Here is a 20,759-nt window from a genome sequence, read left to right as displayed (position 1 = left end):
GTTACCTATGAGCACCCGCAATGTCCCCTCCGGCACGGCCCTGACCCACTTCGACGCGCAGGGCCAGGCCCACATGGTCGATGTGGCGGCCAAGGCCGCCACGCACCGCATTGCCGTGGCCGGCGGGCGCATCACCATGCGGCCCGAGACGCTGGCCCTGATCGAGGCCGGCAACGCCAAAAAAGGCGATGTGCTGGGCGTGGCACGCATCGCCGGGATCATGGCCGCGAAGAAAACCAGCGAGCTGATTCCGCTGTGCCACCCGCTCGCGCTGACCCGGGTTGCTATTGATTTTGAAGCTAACAGCCTAGACGCAGCGGGAACTCCAGCCATATTTTGTACCGCAACCGTGGAAACCGTGGGCCCCACCGGCGTGGAGATGGAAGCCTTGACCGCCGTGCAGGTCGCGCTGCTGACCATCTACGACATGGTGAAGGCGGTGGATCGCGGCATGACCATGACCGATGTGCGCGTGCTGGAGAAGCACGGCGGCAAGTCGGGCAGTTTCGTCAATCCGTAGGTTAAGTCGTTGATTTTAAATGGAAAAATCAACGACTCCATCGGAGCTGTCGGGACTGCACCCGGGCGTGATGTCTGGCCGCGTGACCACTGAGATCGAAGCAAAAATCGCATCTTGTCCAACGCCTGTCCAAGTGAGAGGCGCAAATGGCATCAATCAGGCAACGTGCGGGCATGTGGCAAGCCCGGGTCACCCGCAAAGGCTTTCCAGCCGAAACCCGGTCGTTCGAGACCCGATCCGAAGCTCAAAAGTGGGCTCGCGAGATCGAATCCAACATGGATCATGGCGATCACCGTCGGCGGCTCGAAGCCGATCATTTGCTGCTTTCGGACATTCTCCAGCGCTATATGGAGGAAGTCTCGCCCACCAGAAAGGGCGGATCGGAAGAGGCGATCCGGATTCGGGCCCTGCAGCGCACCAAGATGGCCGCGCACAGCATGGTCAAGCTGACTCCAGCGCTCATCGCCAGTTTTCGTGATGCGCGACTGAAGAACGTCGGAAATGGCGCCGTCATTCGTGATTTGTCCATTCTGTCCAGCGCGATCAATCACGCACGTCGGGAGTGGGGTGTCTCTGTCGAAAATCCCTGCCTCCTGGTTCGCAAGCCTACGATCCCTCCCGGAAGAGCGCGGCTGCTGAAACCTGACGAGGAGGTTCGGCTGATGCGTGAGCTTCAACCGATCGGACGACGCAGTCGCTGGATGGCGCCCTTGGTGAGGCTCGCACTGGAAACCGCCATGCGCCGCGGAGAGATGTTGGGGCTGAAGTGGGAGCACGTCGATCTGACAGCACAAACCGTCTTCCTGCCGGACACCAAGAACGGGACGCCGCGGACCGTGCCGCTATCGACCACGGCGGTGGCCGTCCTGGCGGAGCTGCCTCGAAGCGAGGATGGAAGGGTTTTTCAAATTTCTGCCATGACGATGGAGGCTGCGTTTCGCAGAGCATGCGCGCGTTCCGGTATTGCGAACCTGCACTTCCATGACCTGCGCCATACCGCGACCAGCAAGATGGCCGAGAAGCTGCCCAACGTCATCGAACTGGCCGCGGTGACGGGGCATCGAACTATTCAAATGCTGAAGCGCTACTATCACCCCAACGCTGCGGCCTTGGCCAAAAAGTTGGGATAGCGTCTCGTCCAAGATGCTGTGGCATTACGGGTTATCTGGGTCGCGCATACTAGACCCAGGTCTTTAGCAGCCAGTGGTGAATCGGGTCATGGAGATCCACTCCCGACATCAATTGATACGGACCGGGGGGGCTGAGCATTCGCCGCTCCGCCTCCCGAAACCGGGGCTGGACATGCACGTATTCAGATCAATGATTGCCGCGCGGGCCAAGAACTCCACGCCTCAGGCGAAAGTGACCCCCGCCAGGGGACATGCAGACGGCCCGACGGCAGAAGTGCGGCGCTGCGAGGGTGAAATGGATCTGCTGAACAAGCAATTTCTGCTTGAGGCCATCGACTTCAAGATTAACCTCTTACCTACCGCGTCGGTGAGCTCCACTACAACAGACGCCTAGAGTTTCGTTGAATGCGATTGTTCAGTCTTACGCAAAGCGGTCTGGCCGCAAGAGAAAGGCATGCGCGGAAAGCTGCCGTCGCCCCAACCCTGCGACACATCGCCGCCCAAGCCCTCCACTCGTCCAGCCGCCCTTGCCTTAGCTTCGGGCCCGCACAGGAAAAACACGTTGCTTTTAACATCAGCAACGGCTTGAAAAGCGCTTCGCGCTTATAGGGCGACCAAATGCCCGCATCACAGCTCCGATGAACAAGTCACCACCACGCTCATGGAGTCCTTTCGGGCGCCGGACTCCTTTAGTGAGCACGCGATCCGGGAACGACCTCAGTGCAGGTTAACCCCACTCCCGATCTGCGTGGTCTGACGCGCAGTGTGTCTACCTGTATTTTCCCGACGGGAGTGCGCCGAGGGTTTGAAACGGTGCGTTTAGCCCCCAATGAGTTGCGAGGACTCACTAACGCGCGCGTCGTAAGGCGAAGCCGCTTGGGCATTCACCAGCGTAGGCAGTGTTGGAATCCGACCGACAACAGCATCTTGGCGGCGCCACTTTGCACCTGCTTTGCGCATTTTTTTCGGGATTTCCGGATTTCCGTAAGATACCTGCGGGAGACAGCACTGATTTTGATTATCTAACTGCTAAGTGGTTGATCTAGAAGGCTAAAAGGTAATCGACTGGCTCTATAAGAAGTCTCACCAATTCGGCTGGAAAAACGCCTGACCAAGGGCCTGATGCTCCTTTAACCCAGATAGGGGGTGCAAGGTCTGTAGCGATCGGCGATGCACAAAAGTCATCTTTAGCGAAGGTGAATCCGGCACGAGTGGGGACTGGTGGACGGCGAGTCTGAACTTACCGTCACGCCAACTTGTGGCTGAGTTGCTGGAACGGGTCGCGCCCTTGCTCATCACGCTGAAGGGCAAACAAATACAGGCCGTGCCCGCAGCAAAACTGCTGCCCCTGACGCCCCACCTTCTTCAACTTAAAAAATAATCCCATCAGCGACGTTTCTCAACCCAGCGCTGCGATGTCGGCCCCCTCTCTCAAATATGATATTTCACTACACATCACGATTTTTTCTCCCGATGATTGTCGAGACCGGCGCGTTGTCGGCGAGCAATGGTAAATACGTCGATGAGGGAAAGTTGCTATGATTTTCGAGGCACAAGGTGTGAGAGCCATTCGGCCCATAACCAGATGGCTCAGGGTTTGATCACGGCCATCGTGGCTATCATGTTCACCGCATACCCAGCCGGATTGGAGGCTCATTCCAAATTCAAGGGCGCAGAACTGCCCAAAGAACAAGAATGCTCAGCCACGGCAGCAGCGCCATGAACGCATAGACGCCGCATCTTAGCCACGCATTCTTCGACCCTCTTGACCTGCACCGCCAATTCGAACCAATCGCCATGCCCACAGCCAAAATCCTTGCCAAACACGTCCGAGAAGCCGCCAAAATTTGGGACAGAGACCCCGGTTTCAGAGGATTCCGCAACGGGACGACCTACGAGGTGAGGATCGGTCGCAAAAGCTACCCTCCGAAGGCTATCGCTTCATACGCAAACGAATTGGCTGGAAACGGAATCCTCTCTCCAAGAGACTTTGCCGGCGCATGGGAAGGCAAGTGGCACAAGCAGTTGGAAAACGCGGGGTTCAGACCAGAGAAGAAGCCCGACCGCACAGCGTCCATGACATCAAAGCGCGCAGAGCTGCCAATGGAATTGGCTGGACTTGACGAAGGAGCGGAATTTGCCGAAGGGGCTCAACACTACGCCCAGCACATCACGCAAGAGCGCAATCCAAAGGTCGTGAAACTGGCGAAAGCGCAGCGATGGCGGGACAAGAAGGTTTTCGAGTGCGATGTATGCAAATTCGATTTCGCGAAGACTTACGGCGAACGCGGCGCAGGTTACATCGAAGCCCACCACACGATCCCGGTTCACTTGATGAAGCCAGACCACAAAACAAAGATCGCCGACATCGCCTTGGTCTGCTCAAATTGCCACCGCATGCTGCACACAATGAGACCGCTCGTCGATATCCCTAAACTCATTGCCATGCGCGCCAGGGCTGCCAAGAGCTAGCAGGACTATGGCGCTCATTGACCTCAGCAGTCTGGAGTTTTCGTTGGGGGCGGCAATGGGCAGGCACTGGCGCACCAAGGGGAGTGGACAATCACCGTCTGCGACAACGCCACTAAGACCACCCACTTCCTGCCCTGTCAACTGCATACTCATGCCTGCACATTCGACCACACCGGAAAGGACCTCTCGACGGCCAACATCGGGCAAGCCCAAGCGGTTGAGCATGTCGGGCTTCATATTGCTCAGTCCAGAGTCAATGATGAAGATGGACGGCGCGTCCTTGCGCGCAGCCTATATTGAGGCGGGTCAAGTGTCGCTTTTCAGGGGGCTTGAGCGCTTCTTGGCGACGCGGCCAGAGCAGATACCACCCAAGCTGGCAAAGAACTTTAAAGCTCTGCTTGAGGAGATGCCGGCGTCAGAGATCAGAGCGCTTCTTCTAGACGGCCTGGGCGGCAATTCCGATGCGCTTGCCAGCATCGACCAGATTGGCGTGTGGGGCGCGTATCGACAGGCCCGCACGGGTTCGTTCGCGGGCAACTCACGTGTGTGGGTGGACCATTGTGTCGAGGTGGAGAGCGCCAGCAAGGGGATCGATACCTTGCTTAGAGAATCTGCGTATGCAGCTGCGGCCGATGCCGTGAAGACCAGCCCGATGCTCACGCTCTACGTCTCGGAAGCCGCCTTGCAGCAACTTGCAAAGGCAACCACCGAGGCCGAGGCGCTATTGCCTCGCACTGCTGGCCTTTGCGAGCTCCTCTTGGCCCAAGTCGCCCGCGTGGATGTAATTTTACGGAATCAGACAAGCTCGCATGACAACCATATTGGATTTGAGACCCTGCTTGCAGCGCGCATAAAGCAAGTCTGCAACCCCGGTCGTGAGTTGTTTCGCCGGATGAAGGCCACCTTGGGAGCGCAGTCGATCAGCAACCTGCTTGATTGGGCGCAAGCCGTGAAGACCGGGATGGATGTCGTTGACGAATCGACACTCAAGCGGTGGAGCAGCGGGCGAGAGTTTCCCAGGGAAGAAAAGCTACAGCTCTTTGTCGAGACGACACTGAAAAATCGGGGGCTCGACAAGGACGATAGGGCATTCCAACATATCGGAACGCAATACTGGGCCGCCAGGCGGCTGCACAAGTTGCTGGAGATCGTCAGGCGCTTCCTGACCGCAGAACAGTCTTCACCTCGTGACGTTGGCCTGTGGTCGTCGTTGCTGGGCGGTCCCTGCGCAGAGCAATGGGTTCAGCAACGATATACCTTCTGGCTGTCCCATTGGCAAGCCTCAAACATCGGCGCAGGCAACACAGGGACAGGCTGAGCCAGGCGTCAATCTGGCCCAGCCTGTCGCTTACTTACCTCCAGGGGGGTTGTTGTCGCGGCCACCGCCAGACACCTTGCCGGCGTGACGGCTGGGCCAACCGGCGGAGTTGGCAAACATGCCGTAGGGGAAATTTGAGGAGATCATATTTTTCCTTTCATATTGCATTTCTGAAGAGGACGATTCCGTCTTCAAAAATGTATTGAATCGATCCTGCGCCGCCACCGCAGTGGCAAAGTTAGGAAACATCAGACCCTGTCATGGGGAACGAAAGCCAATGCAGGTAGCGGCGTCGGTGCGCATGCGCCCGATGTTCGGTCTTAGCCGGAACCCAACCACCCTTTGACGCGAGGCCCTCTGGGCGGACAGTGAGCTCACACCGCTGTGGAAATGGCGCAGGGCCGCGCGCTAGTGAACGATGGCATGCTCCGAGGCATGCCTGGCAACCAGATGACTCAGGCCTACTGCACCCAGGTCTTCAGCAGCAGGTGGTGAATCGGATCATGGAGATCCACCCCCGGCAGCAGTTGATACGGACCGAAGGTGCCGAGCTTGCGTCGCTCCGCCTCCCGGAATCGCGCAGCCGGTGTGCGGATGTGACCTGCCTCCGAGTTGTAGCCACAGCGCTCGTCATGGGCCGCCAGCTGGATCGTCCACCACAGCTCATGTTGTTCCAGTTGATATTTCCATAAGCCCTCATCGCTGTGCGGGTGCGCCTGCAGGACAAAGAAGAAGAACGCATCGACGCCGTAGACCGCCACATGTTTGCGCATCAACTTGTTCGACGGCTTGCCGGAGCGCAGCCCCGCGCGGTGACTCCGCGCCCTCGCCTGCATATCCTCAACCGCGCAGCCCACGTAGCGGTGGCCCGACACCCGGTTGAGAATGCAATACACGCCGGGCACTTCCGGGATTTGATCGACACCGTCCTGCGGCGGGGCATCGAAGGTTTGGTGCCGCTCAAGCACATATTTGTTTTGCCTCCAGCTCATTCAAACCACCACCAGGGCGATGACACCCTTTCCTTCAAGGACGATGGGCGCCGCCGCTCGGTCCCCTGCCAGGCTGCGCAAATGCCGGATCAGGTTCATCTCACTGGTCGTTACCTGCGCGGAGTTGAACACCTGCTCGATGACCTGCATCAGGTCCGGCGACGATTCCTGCAGGGCCTGTCGAAGCAGGTCGACGGCATTGAGCGACAGTGCCGCGGCCAGCGCCGGCACCTTGTTCAGCGGGAATTTCATGGTGCCCTGCTTGATCAGCATGAGCACAATTTCGCGCTCGAACCCGAGGGCGGTGCAAAGCTGCTGGTCGGTCAGGCCCAACTCTGCCTGACGAGCCTCAATCAGGGCGGCCAGGGAAACTTGGGTGGTTAGTGTGGACGGTGTCATTGATATCTCTCGGTTGGGTTGGTCTGCAACGTGCAAACATCGAACCTTCTTTATAGAGATGGCATCGGGGCGAAACGACAGGCAAATTGCCCGGCTTGGGTGGCAGTCGCGATTGTCAGCGAGGAGCTCGACCAGGCGCCATCGTCAGGCCGGACCACACCACAAACTTTCAAAGGCGGCCGGGCCGGCCGCTATCCGACGAGGCAGCGCGTATGAGGTCTGGGGACTGTGCCGCAATCGGGCAGCGAGCAACCACGATCAGTCGTGGGTCTGGCACCGCTGGGAGCGCTATATTTGACCTGTTCGACAATACCGGGAGCATTTACCTGCACAAGCACATACCGGGTTCATGTCGGCGGATTCCTCTGCCGGGATGCGCCGGCCCACCAGGCGCCCGGAATCAACGCACGCATTGAATCCTGACAAGGAGGCTCGACTACTTGTAGCACGTCGGCCCATATGGCGACGGTATCCATTGATGAAGGGGGGAACGATGGAAGCCTGATGCTCCAACAGCATACCGAAATGGTGTATCGACCGTTGCCCTCGAAGTCGGCCCCACCTTTCCCTTTAATGAAAAAACATGGGCTATGTATCCATTAATCAGCACTGACTGAGTCGAAACCTATATCTGGCGCCGCTTCCAAGGCCATTTCACTTTCTATTCTGTCCAATAGCTGACGGACATCGGGATCACATTTAAGCTCCCGCTCTTCCAGCTTGAGCATGTAGCCCACCTGATCAAACACCGCTCGCTCCAGGGCCTTGGAATCGAGCCTCTCGCGTGCGGCGAAGCCATCATGCTGCAGGAGCACGATCTTCTCGGCGTGCGTGTTCACGATTGCCATGAGAGCCCTCGCCTCAACACCTTGCACCAGATGTGCGAATTGCGCTGCGCGGGGCTCGCTGCCCCCAATCGCCTTGCCGCAATCGTTGGTCAGGCTGCCATTCCGAGTGCGGGGCCACCCATCAAGGATGACGCTCCGCACCCGCTCGATTTCCTGTCTGAGCGAAACGAACGCAGGTTGCACGTAGAGCAGTTTGGCGGCGTCAACACCGATCATGGCGGGGAAGGCGTCCGTAGCGCGCCCCGACGGCCGGGCTCCATAAAGGAGCGCCAACAGGCAGTGCTTCGCCTTGTCCTGCTCGATACCGGCACCCTTAGCGACCTCCTGCCGAATCAAGGATTTGTTGGCTAGGTAATGCTCGATACTCGGGCAGGCGAGGCGGAACTTGTTCGCCATCTGGGACACGATAGAAAAGTGACAGTTCGCGAAGTCATATTCCCACATGCCGTGCAACGCGGCTTCCTTGACTTGCCGGGGCGCGTTCTGCAGATTAAGACCGCGGGCATATAGCCTGCCTGCCGGCGCAATCGCGTAAACCTGTGGGATGTGCCGAGGGCCCGCGAGATCCATGCGCGCCATCCTGAGGATCTTATCCGACGTGTCCATGATCCTGCCGATGGTTCGGCGTGCATCGCGATCCAGGGGGGTGCCATCCTCAAGAGCCGTGCGGTCCCTCAGGATCGATCGTGCCGAGTCACGCAGACGCCCCAGCATCTCGACGTTGACAGGAATCCTGTTCAGGCCCTTGGCCCGTTTCCATTTGTCCGTCTTGGTGGCCCGCCCGTTGGTGCCTGTGGACGAGATCGCCGCAGGGAGGCTCCTGACCACCTTGATTTTATTGCCGGACAGGCTCATCACCCGGGTGGAATTTGATTCAGTCCGAGACTTATAAGCCCGTATTGCCGGATAGATATGGGGCCCGAGAAAGTAAGCTCGCGTGATTTTGTGCTCATGGGACCATCGCGGCAGCCGAAAGAAGAACCCCGTTCGGTGGCGCAGAGATTCAAACTTCCCACGACCGAAGGCCCGATCCAATTCCGCTTGGCTAAAGCTCATTGCGCCAGGCTCGCTACGATGCTGGCGGCGCTTTTGTGAGCCCTGCCAGGCCATCCATGCCAAGTGCCACTGGTGCCGCTCAGTCTCTGCGCTGAAACCTTTAACGTGATCCCGCAGATACGCAATGAAATCTTCAGGGAGCAACTCATCTCGACTAGCCAACTGCCTTTTCCCCCAAATTACTCACTACAACGCCCGGTGCAGCACAAAGGCGCAGCACCATAAGTCCAAAGAATACCCTAGTGCGCAAGCAAGGAGCCTACGCGACAAGACGGGGGTGCTCATGGCCTCCAATTGCTTATGGCAAGGGTCGGTGGCCTGCAGACTTCAGCATAACCATCACAGGGAATACCCAAAGTTTGACCCTAAACTTCATGAACCCTGCCTCAGCGTGTCATTGCTGATGCAAAATGTTACGGTCAATAAAAAAATGGAGGCCAGGGCTAGGGCGGTAGCGGCTGCCCCCCTTGAAGATTCACTCAGTGTCTGCACCTGCGCCGGCGGCGTCAGCCAACTTTCAGTTCCTGCAACAGCACGATCCGCTGCTGGTTCAACTGTGCGCCGCTGCCGAACGCAACTTTGCTGCGGGCGACCCCAATACCTGTCTGCTAAAGCTGCGTCAATTTGGCGAAGCCCTGGCGCAGCACCTCGCCGCTGTCTTTGGGGTCGAATCACCACCGGACGCCAAGCAGGCCGACCTGCTGGTCACGCTGCAGCGGAAGGGGCACGTGGATCGGTCCGTGGCGGATATGCTGCATCTGCTGCGGCAGCAGGGAAACACCGCCAACCACAGCTTCACCGATACCCCGATATCCCTTGGGCAGGCTAAGACAGCGCTCAAGGTCGCGCGCGAGCTGGCCGTCTGGTTTCATCGCGCCTTTGGCCGAGGCACAGCGTCATTCAAGCCCGGTCCCTTCATTGACCCAGTCGCAACCGACTACGCCACCATCACCGCCCGCCTCGAAGCCCAGGTGGCGCAGAAAATGGCCGAAGCTGACCGCGCCAACGCGCTGGTCGCCGCCGAACAGAAAAAGAGCCGTCACCTTGAAGGACAAGCCGCGCTCCTGGCCAGTGAGCGCTCCACTTGGGAGCAACTCGCGCAAGATGAGGAGCGCGAGCGCCTCCGCCTTCAATCCGAATTCGAAGCCAGACTCGCTGTCATGCGGGCGGCCGCAATCAGTCCCGCAGCGGCGCCGCAAACCGACGAGTCCTCTTCCGCCCCGTCCAAGGTCAGCCGGGCCATGGCATTGGCCACCAGCCACATTGAGCTCGACGAGGACGAAACCCGCGCCATCATCGACACTCAACTACGTGCTGCCGGCTGGGAAGCCGATACCACCACCCTGCGTTACAGCCACGGCGCTCGACCCATTGCCGGCAAGAACCAGGCGATTGCGGAATGGCCCACGCAAAGCGGTCCGGCCGACTATGTGTTGTTTGTTGGACTCACGCCGCTAGCCGTCATTGAAGCCAAGAAATTCAGCATTGACGTGTCCTCCGTTATCCAGCAGGCTGAGCGTTACAGCGTCGGCTACACAGAAGACGGCAGCGAGCAAATGCCCGGCAACTCTGTCCAGGCGCAGTCTTTGGGCTGGCCGACGCTGCACACAACCGTCACGGGTGGCACGCACTACCGCATCCCCTTCGTATTTGCTTCCAACGGCCGTGGCTACCACCGCCAGTTTCTGGGCAAGAGCGGGGTCTGGTTCCGGGATCTTCGCCGCCCCCAGAACCATGCCTTGGCCCTCGCGGGCTGGCACACGCCCGAGGGCTTGAGTGCGCTGCTCGCGCTGGACACCGACGGTGCTGAACAGCAACTCAAGGTTGAACCCTTCGGTTACCTGAACCTGCGCGACTATCAGGTCGTCGCGGTGCAGGCGATTGAAGCCGCCATTGCCACGGGCAAGCGCGAGTGCCTGGTCGCCATGGCCACCGGGACGGGCAAGACCCGGACCACGATTGGCCTGATCTACCGCCTGCTCAAGGCCAAGCGTTTCAACCGCATCCTGTTTCTGGTGGACCGCAACACCCTGGGCGAGCAGGCCCAGAACGCCTTCAAGGACGCACGGCTGGAACAGAACCGCCTGTTCACCGACATCTACGACCTCAAGGAACTCGACGATGCGGTGCCCGACAGCGCCACCAAGGTGCATGTGGCCACCGTGCAAGGCATGGTCAACCGCCTGTTCGGCGCCGACGGCCGGGACATCCCGATCGACCGCTACGACTGCGTGGTCGTGGACGAAGCCCACCGCGGCTACACCCTGGACCGCGAAATGGGCGAAGGCGAGCTCGAGTTTCGCTCCGAGGCCGACTACGTCTCGTCCTACCGTCGAGTGCTCGACCAGTTCGACGCCGTCAAGATCGCACTGACGGCCACACCTGCCCAGCACACCACCCAGATCTTCGGACTGCCGGTCTACACCTACACCTACCGTGAGGCCGTGATCGACGGCTGGTTGATCGACCATGACCCGCCGGTGCGCTTCATCACCCAGCTCGCCAAAAACGGCATTCATTTTGCGCAGGGCGACGTGGTCAACGTTTTCGTCCCGTCCGGCAAGGTGCAGCAGCAGACTCTGCCCGATGAGCTGGACTTTGAGGTGGATCACTTCAACCGCCTGGTGATCACCGAAAAGTTCAACCAGGTGGTGTGCGACGAGCTGGCCAAGTGCCTCGACGTGTTTGGCGGCGAGAAGACCCTGATCTTCTGCGCCAATGACGCCCACGCCGACCTGGTGGTCACGCTGCTCAAGCAGGCCATCGAGCGCGAACAAGGCCAGATCAATGACAAGACCGTGATGAAGATCACCGGTCGCGCCGACAAGCCGTCCGAACTGGTGCGCTTGTATAAGAATGAGCAACTGCCCAAAATAGCGGTCACGGTGGATCTGTTGACCACTGGCATCGACGTGCCGGAAATCTGCAACCTGGTGTTCCTGCGTCGGGTGCGCAGCCGTATCCTCTACGAGCAAATGCTGGGCCGTGCCACGCGCCTGTGCCCCGAGATCGACAAGGAGATTTTCAAGATCTACGACGCGGTTGATCTCTACCAGGCTCTCGACGCCGTCAGCACCATGAAGCCGGTCGTGCGGGACGTTACGGTGCCGCTCGACCAGCTGTTCCACGAACTCGCCGACGACAAGGCCCACAGCACTGTCACCGGCACTCGCGACGACGACGACACCCTGCTGACCCATGCGGACGATGTCGCCGCCCAGATCGTGGTGCGTGTGCGCAACCTGGTTCGGCGTGCCCAGCGCTATGCAGGCAACAATCCGCCGGTTGCGGATGCCCTGAATACCCTGAAACTGCTCACGGCCCGCGAACCTGGCGAACTCGCCACCCACATAAATGGCCTGTCAGCGCAGGCGCTGCGCGCCTTCATCGCCCAGCACGGTGCCTTGCTCTCGACGTTGAAGCAGCTTCAGCTGGGACGGCTTGGCACCGAGCAGGTCATTTCCGACCACCCCGACGAGTTGATTGCAGTGGAAACCGGCTACGGGTCATACAGCCGCCCCGAGGACTACCTCGATGCGTTCAAGGCTTTCATCACCGAGAACCGCAACAAGATCGCCGCGCTCGAAATTGTGGTGACCCGTCCGCGCGACCTGACCCGGGAGCACCTTCGTGAACTGCAAGTCGCCCTCGCTGAGAAAACCTTCACTGAACGCCTGATCGGCACGGCCTGGAAGCAGGCAAAGAATGAAGACATCGCCGCCACGCTTATAGGCTACATCCGCCAGCTCGCCCTTGGGTCACCGTTGGTGCCATTCGAGCAGCGGGTAGGCCGCGCGCTCAAGAAGGTGCTGGCATCCCAAGCCTGGGCCACGCCGCAGCAGAAGTGGCTGGAGCGCATTGCGAAAAGCGTCAAGGAAAACACCGTGATCGATGAGACCACGTTCGCCAAGGGCGCCTACGCCAACCATGGCGGCTTCAAGGCCGTTAATGCAGCGTTCCGGGGCAACGCGCTTGAAGTCATCCATCAATTCGAAGACGCTGTGTGGCAAGACGCCGCATAGCAACCAGTTCAGTCTCCAGCAACTCAAATGCAGAAACCACCGCGAGTCAATCCAGCCGGCGAACTGATCACCACCTCGGCCCGGGGCACATTGATGGGCAACAGGGGCTGCCTGCATGACGCCGACGGCAATATCGTTCGCAAACCGACCACTCGCGCCTGGGTCAGCTGCCTCCTTGAATACAAGGGGATCAAAAGGCAGCCCCTGCTGCGCCCCGGCTACTACACCGAGCTGTTCTTTCTGGACGAGGCGACCGCCCTCGCTGCAGGGCACCGTCCCTGCTACACCTGTAGAGGGAAAGATGCGCGCCTCTTCGCAACGCTCTGGGCCACCAGCAACCTACAGTGTGAGACTGCCCGAGCCCCTGAAATTGATGCGGTCCTGGACCACGAACGATCGGAAGAGACCCGCATGCAAGTTGAATCGCCCTCGGATTTCCCGGACGGCACCATCGTCCGGCACGAGTCGTCAGGAATCTTCCACTTGCTGCGCCGGGGAGAATCGCTGCGATGGTCATTTGACGGCTATGGGCCTCCGATGCCCGTTTCTTCCCTTGCTGGCAAACTGCGGGTCATGACGCCCGCAAGTGTGGTCCGCGCGCTCCGGGCTGGCTATATACCCGGCATCCATTCGTCAGCTGGCCAATAGGCCGAGCGACTTCGCCCCTTCATTGTTAACCCATGTCCACACACAACATCGTCCAAAAACTCTGGTCGCTCTGCAACATCCTCAAGGATGATGGCATCACCTACCACCAATACGTCACCGAGCTGACGCTGCTGCTGTTCCTGAAAATGGCGAAGGAAACCGAGACGGAGCACCGTCTGCCCAAGGGTTCGCGCTGGTCTAATCTTGAAACGCTCAACGGCATCCAGCAGCACAACTATTACCGCAAGATGCTGCTAGCACTGGGCGAAGCCAGCGACCCACTGGTGGCGTCAATCTACGCCAACGCCAGCACCAACATCAAGGAGCCGCGTCACTTGTCCCAGCTGGTGGCCGACATCGACGCGCTCGACTGGTATTCCGCCCGCCAGGACGGTCTGGGTGACCTCTATGAGGGCCTGCTGGAGAAGAACTCCAGCGAAACCAAGAGCGGGGCCGGCCAATACTTCACGCCGCGCCCGTTGATCCATGCAATGGTGCAGGTGATGAAGCCGCAGGCCGGCGAGATCATCCAGGACCCGGCGGCGGGAACGGCGGGCTTCCTGATCGAGGCCGACAGCTACATCAAGCAACACACCGACGAGCTGTTTGCGCTAACCGAGGCCGAGCAGGAGTTCCAGCGCAAGCAGGCCCTCGTAGGCATGGAATTGGTGCCCGACACCCAGCGCCTGGCCCTGATGAACTGCATGCTGCACAACATCGAGGGCGGCAGCGCGGGCCCTGTCTGGCTGGGCAACACCCTGTCGAGCGAAGGCCAGCGCCTGCCCCGAGCCGACCTGATTCTGACCAATCCGCCCTTCGGCACCAAGAAGGGCGGCGGCCTGCCCACCCGCGACGACTTCAGCTACCCCACCAGCAACAAACAGTTCGCGTTTTTGCAGCATATCTACCGCAGCCTCAAGCCCGGCGGGCGCGCCGCGGTGGTGTTGCCCGACAACGTGCTGTTCGAGGGCAACGTCGGCAAGCAAATTCGCGCGGATCTGATGGCCAAGTGCAACCTGCACACCATCCTCCGCCTGCCCACGGGCATCTTCTACGCCCAGGGCGTGAAAACTAACGTGCTGTTCTTCACCCGCGGCAAGACCGATGAGGGTAACACCAAGGAAGTGTGGGTGTATGACTTGCGCGCCAACATGCCGCAGTTTGGCAAGCGCACAGTGTTGACCCGTGAGCACTTTGTCGAGTTCGAAGCAGCGTTTGGGAAAGATCCGGACGGCGGCCCCAAAGCGCTGGCGAAGCGCAAGGACACCGGCGAGCAGGGACGCTTCCGTCGATTCACGCGCGACTGGATCGCCGAGCGCGTCGACAGTCTTGACATTGCATGGCTGAAGGACGATGACGCGGAAGATGCCGCCGATCTGCCCGAACCAGCCGCGCTGGCTCAGGAAGCATTAGGTGAGCTGGAGGCGGCGATGGCCGAGCTGGAGGCCATTCTGGCGGAGTTGGGTGAAGAGGTCGCCGCGTGAACAGTGACATTCCAGAGACCTGGCTGTCATTGAAGCTCGGTGACGTGGTCACCTATGGAAAGACCGAGAAAGCCGAGCCTGACACGATTCCAAAAGACGCATGGATTCTTGAACTTGAAGATATCGAGAAGGGCACGTCGCGATTGCACCAACGCTTGACGTTAGGGCAGCGTCAGTCGAGAAGCACCAAGAATCGGTTTGAGCGGGGCGATGTCTTGTATGGAAAATTGCGGCCATACCTCAACAAGGTAATCGTTGCGGATCAGCCTGGCTTCTGCACTACCGAGATCGTTCCCATCAAGGCCAACCATGCCGCTCACGGCCGGTATCTTTTCTATTGGTTGAAGCATCCGAGCTTTCTCGAATATGTCGGGGCCGTCAGCCATGGCATCAACATGCCGCGCCTGGGCACCGAAGCCGGCAATGACGCACCATTTATCCTGGCACCCAGCGCCGAACAGAAACGCATCGCCGACAAGCTCGACACCCTGCTCACGAGGGTTGACGCTTGCCGAGCCCGACTCGATCGCGTGTCGGCACTCCTGAAACGCTTTCGGCTGTCGGTGTTGGCGGCTGCGACTTCGGGTGAGTTGACTGCGGAGTGGCGAGCAAATCGAGCAGAAACCATGAGTTATCGTCGCAAGTTTCTTGGTTTCCCGAGCATCGAATTGGATGACCTTTTGGCCGAGCCGCTACGAAATGGTAAATCTGTGCGCGATGGAACGGGGGTTCCGGTATTACGGTTGACGGCACTCAAGGCGGGGCGGATCGACCTTTCCCAGAATAAGCGGGGGGACTGGCATGGGCTCGAAGTCTCACGCTTTCTGGTTAAAGCCGGCGACTTCTTAGTCTCTCGTGGAAACGGGTCACTCAGCTTGGTTGGGCGCGGCGGCTTGATCCAAAGCTCCCCAACGCAAGTTGCGTTCCCGGACACCATGATCCGTATTCGACCTAAGGTGGATAAGCTTCTGCCCACGTTTCTGCTACGTATCTGGGAAGGCCAAAGAATCCGAGACCAGATCGAACGAGTCGCCCGGACGACGGCGGGCATTTGGAAAATCGCTCAAAGCGATCTTGGGAAAATATTGCTTCCTGTTCCAGACATCGCCGAGCAGATTGAGATCGTTCGACGCATTGATGTGTTGTTTCATGCCGCGGATCGCCTCGACGCCCAACTTCAGCGCGCTCAATCCGAGACGGTTCGACTCACGCCCGCCCTGTTGGCCAAGGCATTCCGCGGCGAGCTCGTCCGCCAGGACTCAACCGACGAGCCCGCTCAAGCCCTGCTTGCCCGGCTGAACGCCCGACCGGCGACTGCCGCAAAAAGCAGCGCACAGCGCAGCCGCCGAAAGGCCCTTGCTATCACCACCTAACCCGTTTTCCCCGCCTATTCCCGCCATGCCATGACCCCCGAGACCTTTGCCCTTGCCTCCACCGTCCTTCACTGGACCCTTGGCGGTCTTCTGATCCTCGCCGTTGCCGCCTTCATCTGGCAGTTCATCCGCCCAGGTGTTCGCGCCGGACGGGATCTCAATCAGGCGTTGAAGCGGCTGGCTGCCCTCAAGGCTGCCGGCCCGGTGTTGGACCTGGATCGCGTGCGCAGCGAGGTGATGGTCAATGACACACTGCGCCATTGCTGGGACGAATATCGCGACACGCTGCACCCGCAGAAGCAGGCCGATGCGGACGGCATGATGCAGGTCAGCCGTTGGCGCGCCACGGCAACGGCCAATGGATTTTTCACCGACCAGGCGCTGGTAGAGGCGCCGCTGCGCACCGAGTTCTACAAGCACTTGCCGGGGATCTTGACCGGGCTGGGGATCATTGGCACCTTCTCCGGGTTGATCATCGGGCTGCAGGGCTTCAAGGTGTCGGACAACGCGGCGGTGGTGCGCAGCAGCCTGGAGACGCTGATTGTTAGTGTGGGCGGCGCCTTTGTCATCTCTGGCATTGCGATTGCGCTAGCCATGGTGGTGACGACGATCGAGAAGTTCATCGTCAACGGCCGCTACACCCAGCTGGAGGCGTTCTGCGGGTTGATTGACAGCCTGTATGACACGGGCGTCGGGGAGGAGTATCTGCAGCGCCTGGTGGAGGCGTCTGAAACCTCGGCCACACAAGCGATGCAGATGAAAGAGTCACTGGTCACCGATCTTAAACAGGTGCTGACCGAGCTGACGCAGCAGCAGATCGCGACGATGACGGCCACGAGCACCCAGCTCGGGCAATCCATTGCAACCAGCCTGACCGAGGGCTTGACGGAGCCGCTCGCGCGGATATCACATGCGGTGCAGGCGGTGGGCAGCAACCAGGGTGAGGCCGTCAATAAGCTGCTCACCGACGTGCTCGGCGGCTTCACCGCGCAAATGGAAAGCATGTTTGGCTCACAGATGCGTGGCATGAACGAGATGCTGATGCAAACGGCCAACACCATCCAGACCGCGTCTCAGAGCTTTGAGCGGCTGGCCGGGCAAATCCAGCAAGCAGGCTCGGGCGCGGCGGATGCCATGGCCAAGCGCATGGACGAAGCCCTGCAGCAGATGCAAACGCGCCAAGCAGAGGCCAACGACCAAATGCGCTTTTTCATTGACCAACTCAAGGACAACGTGGCGAAAGGCCAAAGCGAATCGGCCGAGTTGACGATGGGCATGCTGAAGGAGCTCAGCGAGACGACCGGTGCGTTGGTCAATGGTCTGCAGCAGCAGGCCCACAATGCGCAGGAGGCACACGCGGCACGTCAGACGGCGATAGCAGGGCAAACCAGTGAACTGTTGGGTAAACAGGGCGCGCAGGTGGCCGGACTGACCGAGGTGGTGCAACAAGCCAGCGCTGCCATGCGCGAGTCTATCGAGCGGTTGCAGACGGCGACGAACTCCAATGTGGAGCGCATGGGGCTGGGAGCAGAGCGGCTGCAGGGGGCATCCATCCGCCTGAGCGAAAACCTTGACACCATGAAGTCGGCCAGCGACGGGTTGGGCAGCACCACAGACAAGCTGAATGCCTCCGCTGTCATGCTGAACAGCGCACTGGCGGCCACGCAACAGGCGCTGGGCGAGCAAAAGGCGGTGCGCGACGCGCTGGCCACGATGGTGACCGACCTGCGCGATACCGTGGAGATTGCCAAGCGCGAGGCTTCCATGACCTCGGAACTGGTCAACAGTTTGCAGGTCGCGAGCCAGCGCCTGGGTGAGGCGCAAACGTCTGCCGGCACCTATCTCGAAAGTGTCACCGACGTAATGGCTGAGGCGCACGGGGCGTTCGCCAAGCAGATGGAGATCACCATGCGCGAGGGCAACAAGGTATTCCACGAAGAGTTGGCGCAAGCGACTGGCTTGCTTAAGGGCGCGATCCAGGAGCTGGGCGACGTGTTCGACGCGCTACCCGCGGCCGCCTGATGTGTGGGGTCGCTAAATCATGATGGGCGTTCGAATGGGAGCGACCCGGCGTGGTCGCGAAGAGGGTGAAAAGCCCTTCTGGATTTCATTTTCCGACTTGATGTCGGCCTTGATGGTCCTGTTTCTGGTGGCGCTGAGCGTGGCGCTGCTGGCCGTCACCAAGAAAACCTCCGACGATGAGCGTGAGGAGAAGGATCGCGGGGCGCAGATCAGCGCACTCATGACCGAGGTGAAGCGCGTCGCCGACCAGTTTGACGGCGTCAGGGTCATCGACAAAACCATCGATTTTGGGCCGCGTGGGCGATTTGAGAGGGAGGGCCAAAATACACTGTCGCCACCTCAACGGAATCTGGTGCGCGAGTTCACGCCCAAACTGCTCGAACAACTGCGCACCACGGAGGCCGGTCGCAACTGGTTCAAGCGAGCCGTGGTCGAGGGCTATGCAAGCCAGACCGGCAAATACCTTTTCAACCTCAACCTCAGCTTGGAACGCAGCGAGCGTGTGCTGTGTGAGTTGCTGCGCGAGCCCCCGACCGGCGAAGCCGCGCTGTCGGAAGCCGACCGCAAGCTGATTGCTACCCGCTTTTTCGTGGGCGGCGCGTCATTCAACTCCCTGCGCTCGACGGCGGACGACAGCCGTCGCATCGAATTCAAGCTCGAATTCAAGACTCGGCAGGAGCGCAGTGAGGAATTAACCCATCCCGCGCCCGCGGTGGATGAAGCCGCACTGGCACAGGCCTTGGACCCCAAAGAGCGATGCCCGATCTTCGACCGCTAGACGCCTTGCGTGCCCGCCTGCTCGCGGCGGCGGAGCCGAAGCAGACCTTCCATGCGCAGGTCTGGGGTAACCCACGGGTGATGACGGAGGCGTTGCGTGACCTAAAACGTGAGCTGGGTGCCGGCGATGCGGGACCACCGAGCGAAGATTTGCTGCAATCGTCGCTGCGGCGCTTTGGATCGACCCAGCAGGTAAGTAGCTTCACTGAGCTTAAGTATGTCTGTTACGGCGTGACCGTCCCTGTCGGCGAGGGTCAATGGCGTGTCATCGACCGCAAACCACTGTTCAACAAGCTAATAGGGTTGGTGGTGCAACGCGAAGCGCAACCCAAGCAGTTCCGGCGCTGTTATCAAGGCTTGCTGGGCGGCTATTTTGGGTATGACCGTCATGCAGATACGCCTGGCTCTGGCGGCGCCAACTGGAAATCGCTGCGAAGCTTCCTCGATGACAAGCTGGCCCCCATGAAGCGTGCAGCCGCCAGGCGTAGCTCAATACCCGACTGGCTGACAACACTAGTTGCACATCGCAATTTGCTCACGGATGATCCCTGCAGTCGCTACGCTACCGGACTCGTGAAGGGCAGATCCACCGAGCTGAAGGAGATGTGTGCCGGGCTTGGCATCGCAAGCAGCTCGTGGGTCTGGGACGACGCCCTGATGGCGTATGTGCGCATGGTTTGTAAAGACGAGGATCGGCAATTCCAAAAGGGCTTTCCTGGCGTGCTCGATCTTGTGAATGGCCGGTCAGACCTGAAATTGGCGCAAGCCTTGTCCACTCGGGCGACGGCATTGACGGTGGCGCGATATGCACGCTGCGCCGACAAGTCGGAACATCAAGACCTGCGCGACAGCAGCCTGCACTGGATCGGCAACCCATGGCTCAAACGCACCGCATGGGATGCCGAGGTGAAATATGAACCTGCGCGGCAGATGGTCGAAGGCTGGCTCAAGCGCCGATTGATCAAGGACTTCTTCGAGTTGCTGGCTCAAGACGGCGGCGCAGACTTGAGGCGCCTTAACTATTGGCTGAAGTGGGAGCCACAGATCACGGACATGTGGTTTGTGCTCGGGACTGACGCTCAACGAAACCGAAGTGAACCCTTCATTGAACTCCGCAAGCGCATGACGGGTCGTGGCCGAGTGCTCGTTGACAACAATAGTCAGAACAACGCTTTCGTGATGCGAATCGGCCCGTTGCTGGTAATCGAGTTCGGCGTGACCGGGAATGCTTGTTACGTGTTCGCGGCTTCGGATTTCCGCACAAACCTGGAAGCCGAGTCGTTCAGCATCCACGCGCTCAAGCAAAGGGCCCATGCGACGCGCCTTCCCCACATGTCTCAGTGGGAGAGCCGGTTCGACTATGAATTGAAGCGCATGCTGCAATCCGTGCCCGCGTCGAAGGGCGTCTTACAGCCGGCCGAATCCAATCCAGCCACCCGACACTTAGTGTCAGGTGTGCTATTAAAAGAAACGCTCGCGCGGCAGGCGGGCGGCTCATTCACGCAATCGCACCTCGATCTGGTCCAACAGATGTGTTCCCAACATGGGATTGACTTGGAAGACCACCGCCCAAGGGGAGGTGCGCTGTGGGTTGTGATCCCCGATCGTAAGAAGCGACTCGCCTTCTCCGCGCTACTTGACCGATATGGTTTTCGATATACCGAGGGCAAGGGGTTCTGGATAAAGACCCAAGACTAA

General features: G+C 59.7%; 16 protein-coding genes. 12 read left to right on the top strand and 4 right to left on the bottom strand.

Translation table 11 applies throughout. The features are described from left to right. The first annotated feature begins 7 nt into the window (after nucleotides 1–7). From moaC to EUB48_RS00620, 5 genes are all read left to right on the top strand, one after another. Nucleotides 8–520, top strand: a complete 513-nt coding sequence (gene moaC, locus EUB48_RS00640) for a cyclic pyranopterin monophosphate synthase MoaC (protein ID WP_142817064.1) — start codon at nucleotides 8–10, stop codon at nucleotides 518–520. Between the two features lie 146 nt (nucleotides 521–666). Beyond that, nucleotides 667–1,650: a site-specific integrase gene (locus tag EUB48_RS00635; RefSeq protein ID WP_142817063.1), complete on the top strand. Its 984-nt coding sequence runs from the start codon at nucleotides 667–669 to the stop codon at nucleotides 1,648–1,650. 88 nt (nucleotides 1,651–1,738) lie between these two features. Continuing rightward, the gene (locus tag EUB48_RS00630; RefSeq protein WP_142817062.1) at nucleotides 1,739–2,044 is read left to right on the top strand and encodes a hypothetical protein; all 306 of its coding nucleotides are present in this window, start codon (nucleotides 1,739–1,741) and stop codon (nucleotides 2,042–2,044) included. A 1,403-nt stretch (nucleotides 2,045–3,447) separates the two neighbouring features. Beyond that, nucleotides 3,448–4,122, top strand: coding sequence for an HNH endonuclease (locus EUB48_RS00625; protein ID WP_142817061.1), 675 nt, complete (start codon nucleotides 3,448–3,450; stop codon nucleotides 4,120–4,122). Between the two features lie 259 nt (nucleotides 4,123–4,381). Beyond that, the gene (locus tag EUB48_RS00620) at nucleotides 4,382–5,440 is read left to right on the top strand and encodes a hypothetical protein (protein WP_142817060.1); all 1,059 of its coding nucleotides are present in this window, start codon (nucleotides 4,382–4,384) and stop codon (nucleotides 5,438–5,440) included. A 30-nt stretch (nucleotides 5,441–5,470) separates the two neighbouring features. Here the strand turns inward: EUB48_RS00620 and EUB48_RS00615 are convergent, their stop codons facing one another. The 4 genes from EUB48_RS00615 to EUB48_RS00600 form a co-directional block, all read right to left on the bottom strand. After that, nucleotides 5,471–5,689: a hypothetical protein gene (locus EUB48_RS00615; RefSeq protein ID WP_142817059.1), complete on the bottom strand. Its 219-nt coding sequence runs from the start codon at nucleotides 5,687–5,689 to the stop codon at nucleotides 5,471–5,473. Between the two features lie 212 nt (nucleotides 5,690–5,901). After that, the gene (locus EUB48_RS00610; protein ID WP_142817058.1) at nucleotides 5,902–6,432 is read right to left on the bottom strand and encodes a GIY-YIG nuclease family protein; all 531 of its coding nucleotides are present in this window, start codon (nucleotides 6,430–6,432) and stop codon (nucleotides 5,902–5,904) included. Beyond that, nucleotides 6,433–6,831, bottom strand: a complete 399-nt coding sequence (locus EUB48_RS00605) for a hypothetical protein (RefSeq protein WP_142817057.1) — start codon at nucleotides 6,829–6,831, stop codon at nucleotides 6,433–6,435. It lies immediately after the preceding gene. Between the two features lie 599 nt (nucleotides 6,832–7,430). Further along, on the bottom strand, nucleotides 7,431–8,879 hold the full coding sequence (locus EUB48_RS00600; protein WP_142817056.1) for a hypothetical protein: 1,449 nt from the start codon (nucleotides 8,877–8,879) through the stop codon (nucleotides 7,431–7,433). A gap of 338 nt (nucleotides 8,880–9,217) precedes the next feature. Between EUB48_RS00600 and hsdR the strand changes: the two genes are divergently transcribed. Genes hsdR through EUB48_RS00565 form a run of 7 tightly spaced genes read left to right on the top strand, consistent with a single transcriptional unit; the run spans nucleotide 9,218 to nucleotide 20,759 of the window. Then, the gene (gene hsdR, locus EUB48_RS00595; RefSeq protein ID WP_168226677.1) at nucleotides 9,218–12,757 is read left to right on the top strand and encodes a type I restriction-modification system endonuclease; all 3,540 of its coding nucleotides are present in this window, start codon (nucleotides 9,218–9,220) and stop codon (nucleotides 12,755–12,757) included. Nucleotides 12,758–12,784: 27 nt separating this feature from the next. Continuing rightward, entirely contained in the window at nucleotides 12,785–13,405 is a 621-nt protein-coding gene (locus tag EUB48_RS00590) for a hypothetical protein (protein ID WP_142817054.1), read from the top strand. A 32-nt stretch (nucleotides 13,406–13,437) separates the two neighbouring features. Continuing rightward, entirely contained in the window at nucleotides 13,438–14,889 is a 1,452-nt protein-coding gene (locus EUB48_RS00585) for a class I SAM-dependent DNA methyltransferase (protein ID WP_142817053.1), read from the top strand. Beyond that, nucleotides 14,886–16,262 (top strand): restriction endonuclease subunit S, encoded by a 1,377-nt coding sequence (locus EUB48_RS00580; RefSeq protein WP_142817052.1) that lies wholly within the window; start codon nucleotides 14,886–14,888, stop codon nucleotides 16,260–16,262. Before EUB48_RS00585 ends, EUB48_RS00580 begins: the two co-directional genes overlap by 4 nt. 30 nt (nucleotides 16,263–16,292) lie before the next feature. Then, complete coding sequence (zorA, locus tag EUB48_RS00575) at nucleotides 16,293–18,284, top strand: anti-phage ZorAB system protein ZorA (RefSeq protein ID WP_142817051.1); 1,992 nt, start codon at nucleotides 16,293–16,295, stop codon at nucleotides 18,282–18,284. 34 nt (nucleotides 18,285–18,318) lie between these two features. Next, nucleotides 18,319–19,062 carry a flagellar motor protein MotB gene (locus EUB48_RS00570; RefSeq protein WP_244618285.1) on the top strand — a complete coding sequence of 248 codons (744 nt, stop codon included), beginning with the start codon at nucleotides 18,319–18,321 and terminating at the stop codon, nucleotides 19,060–19,062. Between the two features lie 5 nt (nucleotides 19,063–19,067). Further along, a complete protein-coding gene (locus EUB48_RS00565) occupies nucleotides 19,068–20,759 on the top strand; it encodes an EH signature domain-containing protein (RefSeq protein WP_168226676.1) in 1,692 nt (563 codons plus the stop codon).

Source organism: Rhodoferax sediminis (assembly GCF_006970865.1).
GTDB lineage: Bacteria > Pseudomonadota > Gammaproteobacteria > Burkholderiales > Burkholderiaceae_C > Rhodoferax_A > Rhodoferax_A sediminis.
The sequence above is the reverse complement of the archived record's forward strand: the minus strand, read 5'-3'. Positions and strand labels throughout refer to the sequence as shown.

Excerpts from the sequence above, each read along its gene's own strand:
- EUB48_RS00590 (WP_142817054.1), top strand. The coding sequence starts at position 12,785 with ATGCAGAAACCACCGCGAGTCAATCCAGCCGGCGAACTGATCACCACC.
- EUB48_RS00615 (WP_142817059.1), bottom strand. The coding sequence starts at position 5,689 with ATGTTTCCTAACTTTGCCACTGCGGTGGCGGCGCAGGATCGATTCAAT.
- EUB48_RS00605 (WP_142817057.1), bottom strand. The coding sequence starts at position 6,831 with ATGACACCGTCCACACTAACCACCCAAGTTTCCCTGGCCGCCCTGATT.
- EUB48_RS00635 (WP_142817063.1), top strand. The coding sequence starts at position 667 with ATGGCATCAATCAGGCAACGTGCGGGCATGTGGCAAGCCCGGGTCACC.
- EUB48_RS00630 (WP_142817062.1), top strand. The coding sequence starts at position 1,739 with ATGGAGATCCACTCCCGACATCAATTGATACGGACCGGGGGGGCTGAG.
- EUB48_RS00620 (WP_142817060.1), top strand. The coding sequence starts at position 4,382 with ATGAAGATGGACGGCGCGTCCTTGCGCGCAGCCTATATTGAGGCGGGT.
- EUB48_RS00570 (WP_244618285.1), top strand. The coding sequence starts at position 18,319 with ATGGGAGCGACCCGGCGTGGTCGCGAAGAGGGTGAAAAGCCCTTCTGG.
- EUB48_RS00610 (WP_142817058.1), bottom strand. The coding sequence starts at position 6,432 with ATGAGCTGGAGGCAAAACAAATATGTGCTTGAGCGGCACCAAACCTTC.
- EUB48_RS00585 (WP_142817053.1), top strand. The coding sequence starts at position 13,438 with ATGTCCACACACAACATCGTCCAAAAACTCTGGTCGCTCTGCAACATC.
- moaC (WP_142817064.1), top strand. The coding sequence starts at position 8 with ATGAGCACCCGCAATGTCCCCTCCGGCACGGCCCTGACCCACTTCGAC.
- zorA (WP_142817051.1), top strand. The coding sequence starts at position 16,293 with ATGACCCCCGAGACCTTTGCCCTTGCCTCCACCGTCCTTCACTGGACC.
- EUB48_RS00625 (WP_142817061.1), top strand. The coding sequence starts at position 3,448 with ATGCCCACAGCCAAAATCCTTGCCAAACACGTCCGAGAAGCCGCCAAA.